This window comes from Streptomyces sp. NPDC002536 (assembly GCF_053594995.1).
On record NZ_JBSFWU010000046.1, the window covers coordinates 44,573 to 56,534 of the forward strand.

Consider the following 11,962-nt stretch of genomic DNA (forward strand, 5'->3'; position numbering starts at 1 on the left):
AACGGAACCGACATGAACCATCTGACCAGCCTGCGCGACTATCTCGACGAACTGGCCAAGCGTGACGACCTGCGCGTGATCGACGAGGAGGTGGACGTCGAGCTGGAGATCGGCGCCATCGCCCGCTACGCGACCGAGAACCGGGCGCCCGCGCACCTGCTCTCCCGCATCCGCGGCCACGAGCCCGGCTTCCGGGTGCTGACCGCGCCCGCCGCGCTGAGCAGTGACCCCAAGTACCCTTACGCGCGGGCCGCATTGTCGCTGGGTCTGGACCCGGAGACCCCGCCGCTGCGTCTGATGGACGGCCTGGTCGCGGCCCAGGCGGCCGAGCCGGTCCCCCCGGTCGTGGTGCCGACGGGCCCGTGCCAGGAGAACGTCCTCCTGGGCGACGACGCCGACCTGACCCGCTTCCCGTTCCCGCTGCTGCACCAGGGCGACGGCGGCCGGTACGTCAACACCGTCGGCACGTTCGTGCTGCGCAGCCCCGACGGGAAGTGGACGAACTGGGGCATCGCCCGGACCATGCTCCACGACGCGCACCGCATGGCCACCTTCACGGGCTCGCCGCAGCACATCGGCGTCATCGACGACATGTGGCGGGAGCGCGGCGAGCACACGCCGTTCGCGCTGGTGCTGGGCGCCGAGCCGGCGGTCCCGTTCGTCTCCGCCATGTCGTTGCCCGAGCACGTGGACGAAGCCGCCTATCTGGGCGCGTACTTCGGACACCCGCTGGAGGTCGTGCGCTGCAAGACGGTCGACCTGGAGGTCCCGGCGACCGCCGAGATCGTCATCGAGGGCTACATCGACCACGACGACCTCATTCCCGAGGGCCCGATGGGCGAGTACGCGGGCTACGTGCCCGAGCCGCACCAGTGGAACCTGCCCGCCTACCGCGTCACCGCCATCACGCACCGCAACGACCCGATCCTGCCGGTGGTGTGCGCGGGCAAGCCCGTCGACGAGGACCACACCCTCATCGGCCTGACGCACTCGGCCCGTTGGACCCACTACCTGCGCGAGAAGGGCATCCCGGTCACCGCGGCCTGGATGATCCCGGAGTCCGCCGTCCACGTCCTGGCGGTCACGGTGGACCGCGACTGGCGGGAGAAGACGGGCTTCGACTCGTCGGAGGAACTGTCCCGGGCCGTGGGCGACGCCGTCGCCGGCTTCCCGCACGGCGGCTGGTGGGTCACCCGCATCATGGTGCTCGACAACGACATCGACCCGACCGACCTGCGCGACGTCCTGTGGGGCTGGGCCACCCGCTCCCACCCGTCGGACGGCTCGCTCGTCCTGCACGACACGGCGATCATGCACATCATGGCGTGCTACACGGACGAGGAGCGCGCCACGGGCCTGGGCCCGACGGTCGTCTACGACTGCATCCGCGACCTGCGCAAGCTGCACAGCACGGCGTTCGCCGACAACTACCCGGAGGCGGTGCAGCGGAGGGCGCTGGACCTGATGGCGGGGGCGGGGCGGGCGGAGGGGATGGTCGGGTAAGGCATGGGGATTCCCCGCGCCCCGTCAGGGGCGCGGGGAATCCCACAGCTCTCAGGCGATGAACCCGACCTCCGGGTACCGCCGCGAAGCCCCCTCCAGCAGATGCCCGGTGTCGGCACGACCGCACAGGTGCAGATCGAAGAAGGCTCGCACCGTGGCCCGCACGGCTGCCACCGCACGGGCGGCCGGAATGGTGCCGACCGGGAAGCCGCCCTTCAGCTGCGGCACGAGCGCCACGACGTCGGTGAAGGAGAGGTGCTGCGCGTCGGCGAGCCGCAGACAGCGATGCCAGCCGCTGAAGTGCTTCCAGGCCTCTTCCCACGACTCGTCCTTGTGCAGGCCGTCGTGCTCGGCGGCGTCCATCAACAGGAACGGCCGCCCCAGACCGCCCGTGACGACGGGACCCCACAGCGTGCCGTCCAGGTCGATCCCGGCCCGCACCCGGCGGTCCTGGTACATGAGGGCCGCCGAGGAGGCACCGCCGAGCGAGTGGCCGAACGCGCCCACGCGGCCGAGGTCCAGGGTGCCGCGCAGACCGTGCGGCAGTCGGCGCCGCTCGGCGTCGGGGTTGCCGCCACGGTCCAGGACGGCGAGGCAGTCGAGGACGAAGCGCAGGTCGTCGGCGCGGACGGCAACGGCCTTCCGCATCTCGTCCTTGTCGCGCCCGACGACGGTGCGCGTCTGGACGCGCCCGTCGGGGAACTCCACCTCGCCGGAGTCGTGCGGGTGGTCGACGGTGACGACGACGTAGCCCCAGGACACCAGGTCCTCGACGACGAGGGTGTTGAAGGAGCGGTCGGAGCCGAACCCGGGCGAGTACAGCAGCACCGGCCGACGACCGTGCCGGGCAACCGGCGCGGTGTCGGCGCTGTGGGTCATCGGCATCGCATAGCCGTCGAGCTTGCCGGGGTAGCTGGCCTTCACCGCACGGGCGGCGCCCTCGGACAGCCACGGCAGCATCGCGTGACCGCGGGTGCCGTGCGCCGGATAGTGCAGGGTCGCCATCAGCTCACGCGGCTGCCCGGAGTCCGTCCAGGGATCCTTGCGGTCCCGGTCGACGAGGTGCAACTGCACGGCACCGACGTGCTCGGGTCCGGAGGGCCCGTCCAGGTGGAGCGGGGTGAGGGCGGGGGCCGGGGTGGTGGCTGCGGGGGCGGCGAAGGCTGCCGGTGCGGCAACGCCTGCGGCCAGCAGACCGAGACCGCCGGCTATCAGGGTGCGGCGCGCGGGACGAACGATCGACACGGTGCTCCTCTCAACGGCCGCCGATGGGCCGTCACATCACGGGCAGCCTAGGTCACTCTGTTTGAGGCAAGAGGGTGGGGGCCGTCCGGCTCGTTCCGGGTCACCCCACCCGTGCCCGCCAGCGCTCGTAGTCGACGTGGCCCCAACGAGGTCTGTCGGACGGAAGAGCCATGTCCAGCCCCCGCGCTGCGCACTGGTGGAGCCATGCCTCGCCAGCAGCGTGGCTGGCGAACATCAGCGGTCGGTGCACGCCATCCGGGTAGGCCAGGCCGGCGAAGTCCTGCAGACGCCAATCGACGATCCGCCATCGGCCGTCCGCGTGGTAGGTCAAGGTGTAACGCGCCTCGGCGACGGTCAGCACGGCCGCCGGGCCTCTGCAGTGACCTCGGGCCCGACCGGGCACCTGGTGTGCCGGTAGAGCACTACGGGTACTCCGGACGACCGTTCCTGATGATGGCGTCGTACGGGCGCAAGGGGCTTGATCAACGCCTTGCACGCGCAGCAGCGTTCGCCCTTCGGCGCGTACGTCACGTACTCCCACACGCCTGTGTCTTCCGCCGTCCAGCTCATCCCGATGCCCTTCGCCGCGCTACTGGGTTGGCGATCGTGCCGCTGGTGATCGGGACGGAGGAACCTCCTGCGTTTCCCACTCCAGGACGTCCCATGGCCTGTAGAACGTCCCTATGCGGAACGAGCGGTTGCGAGAGGCCATGGCATCCGGGGGCTGGACGCACGCGGCGTTGGCGAACGTCGCAGGTGTGGACCCGAAGAGCGTGGAACGGTGGGTCAACCTCGGGCGCATCCCACGGCGGGCAACGGCCCTGATGGCCGCCGAGGCCCTGGGAGAAGACGTTCACGTGCTCTGGCCGGCACTGCGACAGGGGCGAGTTGCACGGGCCGTCAGCACAGAGCTCGTGGCGCTCTACAGCAAGCGGGCGGACCTTCCCGTCTCCGTCTTCGCGGATCTCTTCGCAGCAGCGCAGGAACGGATCGACGTGCTGGTGTACGCCGCCGTGTTCCTGCACGAGGCGTACCCCCGGTTGAACGACCTTCTCCGGGAACGAGCGGCCGAAGGGTGCAGAGTCCGCATCGCAGTCGGTGATGCGACCAGCGAGAACGTACAACAGCGCGGAAAGGAGGAAAGGTTCGGCCACGGAATCGAGTCCCGCTGCCACCTCTCGCTCATGCACTACAGGCCGCTGGCGGACGTTCCCGGAATCGAACTGCGCACACACGGCACGACGCTTTACAACAGCCTGTACCGGGCGGACGACCAGGTATTGGTCAACGCCCACGTCTGGGGCGTGAACGCGTACAAGGCACCCGTGTGGCACCTTCGATACAACGAAGACGGCGGGATGTTCGACACCTACGCGGACAGCTTCGATGCCGTGTGGGAGACAGCCCGCCCAGTGGAGAGGTGATCGCATGGCACGCACCGAGTACTACGACGACCCTCATGCGCCGAAGCCCAACAGCATGGTCGTCGCCGCCTCGGCTGTCGTCACCGACGACCAGGGCCGTATCCTCCTGCAACGGCGCCGGGACAACGACCTGTGGGCCCTTCCGGGCGGCGGCATGGATCTCGGCGACTCGTTGCCCGGCACGGCCGTCCGAGAGGTCAAGGAGGAAACCGGGCTCGACGTGGAGATCACCGGACTCGTCGGCACCTACACCGACCCGCGGCACATCATCGCGTACAGCGACGGAGAGGTGAGGCGGCAGTTCAACGTCTGCTTCACCGCGCGGATCACCGGCGGTGAGCTGACGATCTCGGACGAGAGCACGGAACTGCGGTTCGTGGAACCGGCCGAACTCGACCCACTTCCCATGCATCACACGCAGCGCCTACGCCTCCAGCATTTCTTGGAAGAACGCGCCTCGCCCTATCTGGGGTAGGCGCCTCGGGGCCCGAGGGGCAGAGCCCCTCAGACCCCGGGCCCCACACCCCTACCGGTCGAACCAGACGTGCGCCTGCCCTGTCCCGATCCCGTTCTCGTACTCGCCGAAACGGCGCCCCCGCCCCCGCCAGGACTCGCCGCCCAACGCCCCGGCCATCATCAAGTAGTGGCCGAACCGGGCCTCGGGTGCGTACCGCAGGTACTCCGGCATGGTGCCGATCACCCGGTCGTGCCGGCCCTCCTCCAGCCACGCGATGCGCTGTTCGTCCGCCGCGCGCGCCTCCGCGGTGACGATGTGCGCCGGGTCACCGGCCATCCGGTTGCGCAGTTCGGACAGCGGCCAGAAGCGGTGGGACAGGCCGCCCGAGGCGACGAGCAGCACCCGCCTGTCGATGCTCCCGATCGCTTCCCCTACGCACGCGCCGATCCGCAGGAAGTCCTCGGTCGTGGCCGTCTGGCACACCGAGACCGATACCCACGGCTTGTCCGGCTTCCCCAGGTACGTCCAGAGGTTGAGCGTCGCGTAGTGGATCGGAAGGTACGGATCGTCGTTCGCGCTCACCCACAGCGAGCGCTTCTCCGCGAACTCGGCCACCGCACCCGCCAGTTCCGGGTCCCCCGGAACGTCGTACGGCAGCCGGCTGATCGCGCCCGGCATCTCGTCCGAGGTGAACAGGCCCTCGCGGCGCGCATGGGAGGTGATCACCGCCTCAGTCGTCGTCGCCCAGTGCGAGTCGAAGACGATCACGGTGTCGTAGTCCGCCTCCTCGATCACCTCGCTCCGGAGCCGTTCCAGGCCCGTCACCAGCGTGAAGTCACGGCCCCCGTTCTCCTGCAGCCGCATGGCCTCCGGGAACATGATGACGGGCGCGTGGGAGAGCAGGCCCGCCCCGGTGACCTCACCCATGGTCCACCTCCGGCACCAGCAGGAGCTTGCCGCTCGTGCGCCGCGCCGCCAAATCCGTGTGCGCCCGGTGCGCCTCCGACAGCGGGTACGTCCCGCTGACCGTGAACTTCAGCGTCCCGTCCAGCAGGCCGGCGAACACCTCTCCCGCCCGCCACTCGAACTCCTCGACCGTGGCCCGGAAGTGTTCCAGGTACGGGCGCGTCAGGGTCAGCGAGCCGCCCCACAGCAGCCGCATCACGTCGACGGGCGGCACCGCCCCGCTGGCGCCACCGTAGAGGACCAGCGTGCCGCGCATCCTCAGCGAGGCCAGGCTCGCGTCGAAGGTGGCGGCGCCGACGCCGTCGTACACCGCGTGCACGCCCTTGCCGTCGGTGAGGCGGCGCACCTCGGCGGCGAGGTCCTCGGTCTCCGTGTAGCGGAGGACTTCGTCCGCGCCGTTGGCCCGGGCCAGTTGCTCCTTCTCCGCCGTCGACACCGTGCCGATGACGCGCACACCGCGCCGCTTGAGCAACTGGGTGAGCAGCAGCCCCACTCCGCCCGCGGCGGCGTGCACGAGCACCGTCTCGCCCTCGCGCGCCGGGTAGGAGTCGTTGGCCAGGAAGTGGGCGGTCATGCCGTGGACGAGCACGCCGCCTGCGGTGCGCAGGTCGAGGCCGTCGGGCACGACGATCGCCTTGTCCTCCGGGACGAGGACGCGCGTCGCGTAGCTGCCGAGGACGGTCGTCCAGGCGACCCGGTCGCCGGTCTTGAAGCGGGTCACCCCGGGGCCGACGGCCAGGACGGTGCCCGAGCCCTCCTCGCCCGGTACGCACGGCACGGGCAGCGGGTAGCGGCCCTCGCGGCGGTACAGGTCGATGAAGTTGACGCCGGCCGCGGCGAGTTCGACGAGGATCTGGCCCTCGCCGGGGGCCTCCGGGTCCGGCTTCTCGACGTACAGCTGGACCTCGGGCCCGCCCGTCTCGCGGATCTCGATCGCGTGCATCAGTGGGTGCTTCCCTTCACATCGGTCAACTCGACCTGGTACGTGCGCAGCCAGTCGTCGAGGCGGACGGTGGACTCCACGAGGATCCGCTCGAACTCGGACAGGCTGCCGGTGGAGGTCTTGGAGGTGAGGCGGCGTACGGCGTCGCCGTCGAGGAACGGGTTCAGCGGCGCCTCGCCCTCGCCGGTCGCCGTGACGAGGCCGGTGATGAGGGCGCGGTCGTAGGCGGGGTCCTGGATCGAGGGGTAGGCGGCCTTCTTGCGGCGCAGCACCGACTCCGGCAGCAGGTCGGCGGCGGCCGCGCGCAGCAGGGCTTTCTCCTCGCCGCTGAAGGTCTTCATCTCCCAGGGGACGTTGAAGACGTACTCGACGAGGCGGTGGTCGCAGAACGGGACCCGCCCCTCCAGGCTGCTGGCCATGCCCATGCGGTCCTTCTTGTCCAGGAGGATGGGGAGCCAGCGGGTGAGGGTGACGTAGCCGAGTTCGCGCGTACGGCGCTCCTCGGCGTTCTCGCCGTCCAGGTGCGGGACTTCGGCCAGGGCCGTGCGGTACAGGTCGGCCTGGTACTCCGCGAGGTCGATCCCGTCGACGAACCAGGGGTGGAACAGGTTGCGCGGGTCGAGGCCGCGGTGGGCGCCCAGCTTGAGCCAGGGGAAGGTGTCGGCGCTGCGGGCTCCCGGGTCGGAGAACCACAGGTAGCCGCCGAAGACCTCGTCGGCGCCCTCGCCGGACAGCGCCACGGTGGCGTGCTCGCGCACGGCGGCGAACAGCAGGTACAGCGAGACGTCCAGGTCGGCGAAGTTGAACGGCAGGTCCCAGGCGCCGAGGACGGTGCGGCGGACGGCGGGGTCCAGCAGCCGGGCCCGGTCGAGGACGATCGCGTGGTGGTCGCTGCCGACGTGCCGGGCGACTTCGAGGGCGTACGGGCCGTCCGGCGTCGGCCGGATGGGGTCGGCCTGGAAGTTCTCGGTGTGGCCGGTGAAGTCGACGGAGAACGTGGACAATTGCCCGCCGTCCGCGGCACGGGCTCGTGCCGCGAGCGCCGTGACCGTGCTGGAGTCCAGGCCGCCGGACAGCAGCGAGACCAGCGGCACGTCCGCGACCATCTGGCGCGGCACGATGTCGTCGAGCAGGTCGCGGACGGTGGCGATGGTGGTGCGCAGGTCGTCGGTGTGCGGCCGGGACTCCAGGGCCCAGTAGCGCTCCTCGCGGATGCCGTCGCGGCCGACGCGCAGCAGGTGGCCGGGCTTGACCTCGTGCATGCCGCGGAACGGCACGCGTCCGGGAGTGCGCAGGAACAGCAGCGCGTCGCACAGCTCCTCCGCTCCCGCGACGGCCTGCGCCAGCGGGTTGGCGAGGATCGCCTTGGGCTCGGAGCCGAAGAGCACGCCGCCCGGGGTGGGGTGGTAGAAGAGGGGTTTGACGCCCAGCCGGTCCCGTACGAGGAGGAGTTCCTCGCGGGCGGTGTCCCAGATGGCGATGGCGTACATGCCGTTGAGGCGGTGGACGAAGTCCGTGCCCCACTGGAGGTAGGCGCGCAGGGCGACCTCGGTGTCGCTGCGGGTGGTGAACCGGTGGCCCAGCAGGGCGAGTTCCTCGCGCAGTTCCCGGAAGTTGTAGATCTCGCCGCCGTAGGAGATCACGGCCCGGGGCGTGCCGTCGCGGGGGCCGGGCTCGGGGGTGCGCATCGGCTGCGTGCCGTGTTCGAGGTCGATGATCGCGAGGCGCCGGTGGCCGAGGGCGGCGTGGGTGTCGCGCCAGGTGCCGCCCGCGTCGGGCCCTCTCGCGATCAGGGTCCGGGTCATGGCCTCGACGGCCGGGGTCTCGTGGGTGAGGTCGCGGGTGAAGTCCACCCATCCGGTGATGCCGCACATGTCAGTTGCCCTCGCTTCCGGGCAGGCCGGTCCGGTCGAGGCTTCCGGTCCGGTCGAGCCAGGGGCCGCGGCGCCAGCCGTCGATGTCGTAGTCGTCGAGGCAGTCCTGCACCATGGCCTCGTAGCGGGCGAGGCTGCCGCGGCGGGTCGCCCAGCGCAGTGCGTCGAGGCGGATCTGCTCGCCGTTGCCGGAGTAGTTGCGCTCGTACAGTTCGTGCCGGCCGCCGAACTCGGTGCCGATGGCGTCCCAGACCAGCTTGAGCAGCTTGATGCGGTCCTCGGCGCTGGAGTCGGAGCCGCGGTAGAAGCGGTCGATGAGCGGCCGCAGTTCGGGGTTGGCCAGGTCGCGGCCGCTGGAGGGCACGGCGAGGGGCGCGCCGCCAAGGGTGGTCTCGAACAGCTCGTGGACCCGTTCCCACACCTGCGCGTTGTACATCCGCATCGCGGAGGCGTGCTCCAGGCGCGGTACGACGGTGCCGCCGCTGCCGGGCTCGGGGTCGTGGGCCATGGCCGAGGTGAGCGCCCACACCATGTCCCGCATGGTGATCAGCTCGCCGACGGCGGCCTGTACGCCGCGGAACTCGTCGGTGCCGTTGGCCTTGGTGCCGCGGGAGAGCAGCCCGGCCATCAGCTCCAGCTTGACGCTCAGCCGGGTGCCGGACTGGAAGTTGTAGAGGTTGGGGAAGCCGGAGGTGGCGTAGAAGCCGGTGGCGCGCGGGATGTCGCGGTGGACGAGGACGTCCTCCCAGGGGATCAGCGCCTCGTCGAGCAGCAGCACAGCGTCGTTCTCGTCGAACCGGCTGCTCAGCGGGTAGTCGAACGGATCGCCCTGCCCGTAGGGGGTGCGGCAGACCAGCTTCACGCCGGGGTTGTCCATGCGGACGAAGAAGACGAGGGCGAACGCCTCCGCCTTGCCGGGGACGAGGGCCGCCGAGCCGACGGGGGCGACGAAGCCCGCGTTGGTGATCGCGGAGCCGGTGGCCAGCATCTTGGCCCCGCTGACCACGACTCCGGCGTCCGTCTCGCGCACGGCGTGCACGAAGACGTCCTCCATGTCGTGGATCGGCTGCTTGCGGTCGATCGGCGGGTTGATGATGACGTGGTTGAGATAGAGCGCCTTGCTCGCGAACTCGCGGTACCAGGCGGTGGCGTTGTCGGCATACGGGCCGTAGTAGTCGGCGTTGACGCCGAGGCCTGCCATGAACGACGCCTTGTATTCGGGGGTGCGCCCGAGGAACCCGTAGCCCATCCGCGCCCAGGTGGCGATCGCCTCGCGCGCCTCGACGAGCTCGGCCGCCGAGCGGCTGGGCTTGAAGAACTTGTGGGTGCGGATGCCGGTGTCGGCATCGACGCCGGTGAGCACGTCGGCGGTGGCCGGGTCGTGCAGGGCGTCGTACAGCCGGGCCACGGACAGCGCGGAGTTGCGGAAGGCGGGGTGGGTGGTGACGTCCTTGACGCGCTCGCCGTTCAGATACACCTGACGGCCGTCGCGCAGGCTCTCCAGGTAGGCGTCGCCGGTCATGAGGTCATTGGTGGCAGTCATCGCACCAGCCCGGGGTTGTCGAGAGCGGGGGTGCCGAGCACCTGGACGCGGCGCAGGTGCCGGGGGGCGCCGCTGGTGAAGGCGTTGCGGCCGTGCAGGAGGGTGTAGTTGTCGGTGATGACGATGTCGCCGGTCTGCCAGGCGTGGGCGTACAGGTGCGCGGGGTCGTACAGCGCGGCGCGCAGGCCGGTGTGGAAATCGGCGAGTTCGCCCTCCGGGAGGCCGGTGAAGGCCAGGTCCGGGTGGTTGACGAAGCCGGCGTCGTCGGCCGCCGTGGGCTCGTTGTAGCGGATGACCGGGGTGCCGGTGACGGGGTGGGCGTCCACGACGGGCGAGACGGTGACGCTGTCGTAGTACTCCATCTTGCGCTGGTAGGTGCCGGTCACCCCGGACCAGCGGGCGACCGTCTCCGGGTCGGTGTTCTCCAGGACGGCGGCGGTCTGGGAGAACGTCGTCTCACCGCCGTTGCCGGTGCCCGGGGCGTGGACGCACTGGAACACCTGGAATTCCGGTATCTGTTCGCGGTACATGCCGTCCCAGTGCATGGGCATGTGGCTGTGGTCGAAGATGTGGTCCTCGGGCTTCTCCTGCTCGACGAGTTCGAGCACGGTGCCGAAGGGCCAGACGCTGAGCTCGCCGAAGCCTTCGCAGTACGTGGACAGTTCGCCGGGCGTGGCGAAGACGTCGAACCCGCGGAGGAGCACGAGATGGTGCTCCCGGACGAGCGCACGCAGGGCGGGCACGTCGATGGAGGTGACGGGCGTGCCGGCTTCGGGCGCGTGGAGGGCAAGCCCGAAGGGCGAGATGGGGGTGGTGTTCATAAGGTTCTCCAGTGGCATGGGCGCCCCGAAAGGGGCGCGGGGAACTGCGCGAGCAACCACAACGGACCCGCAGCTACAGGACGTAGTGAGTGGGGCGCCCCTCAACGAACACGGCCCGGGCGCCGGCCCGCTCGGCCTCGGCCCGCTTCATGAGCGTGTGCCGCCCGTCCCGCTCAACGGCAACGGAGTGCCACGGCGTGAGCCAAGCGTCCGGCGTATCGCCGAGCAGAATCCCGATCTTCTCCGTGCTGCAGGGCTGCGGATGGATCGACAACCGGATGGCGGACGGGAACAGCTTGCCCAGCAGGTCTCCCCAGGCCCTGCTGCGCTGTATGACCCGGTAGGCCAGATCACGGCACCGCCGCTGCAGCGCGGACCGCGTCCCCGTGTAGTCCGGACCGGACAGGTCCTCCAGCATGAACCGGGTGATGCCGCGGTACATGGCGAGCGGGGCGCCGCCCGCACGGACTTCGGCGCGCAGTTCGTCGAGCGTCGGGGCGTAGGCGGTGGAGAGCATGGTGCGCATCTCCTCGTGCCCGGCGCCGCTGTAGACGTCGTCGAGGGTGAACTGTTCGAGGTGGCCGGCGCCGATCCTGGTGATCATGCGGTCGAGCTCACGGGCGTAGGCGGTGACGTTCTCGTCGCTCACGCCGAGGAGGTCGTTGAACACGCGCCCGTCGGAGCAGATGGTGATGGCCGCTCCGGGCGGGTAGATCTCGCTGATGCGCTCGCACAGTTCGTTCAGGAAGCGCAGGGCGAGTTCCTCGGCGAGGTCGGGCAGCGGGCCCAGGACCTTGGCCGGGTTGGGGGACTTCGTGGGGAAGGCGGGCAGCACGAAGTCGATGCGCCGCCCGCTCTCCATGGCGCTGCGGACCGTGTCCAGGTGGTGCCTGGCGCACCGCAGGCAGACCCGTCCGGTGCAGCCTCCGTCGCGCATTCTGCGCTGGTGCGCCAGGACCTCCCGGATGACTTCTATGGAAACCAGCTCGATATCGGGTGCGGCGAGATCGGACACCGCGCCTCCCTTCGTGGACTGGCTCCCACCGTGCTCGACGTGCGCATGAGAAACGCACAAGGCCTGCACAGTTGTCCGCGCCCCGTCAGGGGCGCGGGGAACTGCGCGATCAGCCACCGACGGCCTGCAGCCGACGCACCACCCAGGGGTCCGGGGCGAAGCCCTGGGAAC

At 70.4% G+C, this 11,962-nt stretch carries 11 protein-coding genes; 3 read left to right on the forward strand and 8 right to left on the reverse strand.

Annotated features, from left to right (window positions below):
* Positions 1-12 precede the first annotated feature (12 nt).
* The gene (locus tag ACWD4B_RS18530; RefSeq protein WP_451421719.1) at positions 13-1,503 is read left to right on the forward strand and encodes a UbiD family decarboxylase; all 1,491 of its coding nucleotides are present in this window, start codon (positions 13-15) and stop codon (positions 1,501-1,503) included.
* Positions 1,504-1,554: 51 nt separating this feature from the next.
* Here the strand turns inward: ACWD4B_RS18530 and ACWD4B_RS18535 are convergent, their stop codons facing one another.
* On the reverse strand, positions 1,555-2,748 hold the full coding sequence (locus ACWD4B_RS18535) for an alpha/beta hydrolase family protein (RefSeq protein WP_451421720.1): 1,194 nt from the start codon (positions 2,746-2,748) through the stop codon (positions 1,555-1,557).
* 100 nt (positions 2,749-2,848) lie between these two features.
* Entirely contained in the window at positions 2,849-3,109 is a 261-nt protein-coding gene (locus ACWD4B_RS18540; RefSeq protein ID WP_451421721.1) for a hypothetical protein, read from the reverse strand.
* A gap of 322 nt (positions 3,110-3,431) precedes the next feature.
* Here ACWD4B_RS18540 and ACWD4B_RS18545 point away from each other — a divergent pair, with 322 nt between their 5' ends.
* On the forward strand, positions 3,432-4,172 hold the full coding sequence (locus tag ACWD4B_RS18545; protein WP_451421722.1) for an XRE family transcriptional regulator: 741 nt from the start codon (positions 3,432-3,434) through the stop codon (positions 4,170-4,172).
* A 4-nt stretch (positions 4,173-4,176) separates the two neighbouring features.
* On the forward strand, positions 4,177-4,647 hold the full coding sequence (locus ACWD4B_RS18550; protein WP_451421723.1) for an NUDIX domain-containing protein: 471 nt from the start codon (positions 4,177-4,179) through the stop codon (positions 4,645-4,647).
* A gap of 51 nt (positions 4,648-4,698) precedes the next feature.
* Here the strand turns inward: ACWD4B_RS18550 and ACWD4B_RS18555 are convergent, their stop codons facing one another.
* The 6 genes from ACWD4B_RS18555 to ACWD4B_RS18580 form a co-directional block, all read right to left on the reverse strand.
* Positions 4,699-5,556: a DODA-type extradiol aromatic ring-opening family dioxygenase gene (locus ACWD4B_RS18555; protein ID WP_451421724.1), complete on the reverse strand. Its 858-nt coding sequence runs from the start codon at positions 5,554-5,556 to the stop codon at positions 4,699-4,701.
* Positions 5,549-6,538 (reverse strand): quinone oxidoreductase family protein, encoded by a 990-nt coding sequence (locus ACWD4B_RS18560; protein WP_451421725.1) that lies wholly within the window; start codon positions 6,536-6,538, stop codon positions 5,549-5,551. The genes ACWD4B_RS18555 and ACWD4B_RS18560 overlap by 8 nt, the downstream gene beginning before the upstream one ends.
* Complete coding sequence (gene asnB / locus ACWD4B_RS18565; RefSeq protein ID WP_451421726.1) at positions 6,538-8,412, reverse strand: asparagine synthase (glutamine-hydrolyzing); 1,875 nt, start codon at positions 8,410-8,412, stop codon at positions 6,538-6,540. Before asnB ends, ACWD4B_RS18560 begins: the two co-directional genes overlap by 1 nt.
* A 1-nt stretch (position 8,413) precedes the next feature.
* Positions 8,414-9,955, reverse strand: coding sequence for a 4-hydroxyphenylacetate 3-hydroxylase family protein (locus ACWD4B_RS18570; RefSeq protein WP_451421727.1), 1,542 nt, complete (start codon positions 9,953-9,955; stop codon positions 8,414-8,416).
* Positions 9,952-10,776 (reverse strand): TauD/TfdA dioxygenase family protein, encoded by an 825-nt coding sequence (locus ACWD4B_RS18575; RefSeq protein ID WP_451421728.1) that lies wholly within the window; start codon positions 10,774-10,776, stop codon positions 9,952-9,954. The genes ACWD4B_RS18570 and ACWD4B_RS18575 overlap by 4 nt, the downstream gene beginning before the upstream one ends.
* Before the next feature lie 73 nt (positions 10,777-10,849).
* Complete coding sequence (locus ACWD4B_RS18580) at positions 10,850-11,791, reverse strand: L-tyrosine/L-tryptophan isonitrile synthase family protein (protein ID WP_451421729.1); 942 nt, start codon at positions 11,789-11,791, stop codon at positions 10,850-10,852.
* Between the last annotated feature and the right edge of the window lie 171 nt (positions 11,792-11,962).

Excerpts from the sequence above, each read along its gene's own strand:
- asnB (WP_451421726.1), bottom strand. The coding sequence starts at position 8,412 with ATGTGCGGCATCACCGGATGGGTGGACTTCACCCGCGACCTCACCCAC.
- ACWD4B_RS18530 (WP_451421719.1), top strand. The coding sequence starts at position 13 with ATGAACCATCTGACCAGCCTGCGCGACTATCTCGACGAACTGGCCAAG.
- ACWD4B_RS18575 (WP_451421728.1), bottom strand. The coding sequence starts at position 10,776 with ATGAACACCACCCCCATCTCGCCCTTCGGGCTTGCCCTCCACGCGCCC.
- ACWD4B_RS18550 (WP_451421723.1), top strand. The coding sequence starts at position 4,177 with ATGGCACGCACCGAGTACTACGACGACCCTCATGCGCCGAAGCCCAAC.
- ACWD4B_RS18555 (WP_451421724.1), bottom strand. The coding sequence starts at position 5,556 with ATGGGTGAGGTCACCGGGGCGGGCCTGCTCTCCCACGCGCCCGTCATC.
- ACWD4B_RS18545 (WP_451421722.1), top strand. The coding sequence starts at position 3,432 with ATGCGGAACGAGCGGTTGCGAGAGGCCATGGCATCCGGGGGCTGGACG.
- ACWD4B_RS18570 (WP_451421727.1), bottom strand. The coding sequence starts at position 9,955 with ATGACTGCCACCAATGACCTCATGACCGGCGACGCCTACCTGGAGAGC.
- ACWD4B_RS18560 (WP_451421725.1), bottom strand. The coding sequence starts at position 6,538 with ATGCACGCGATCGAGATCCGCGAGACGGGCGGGCCCGAGGTCCAGCTG.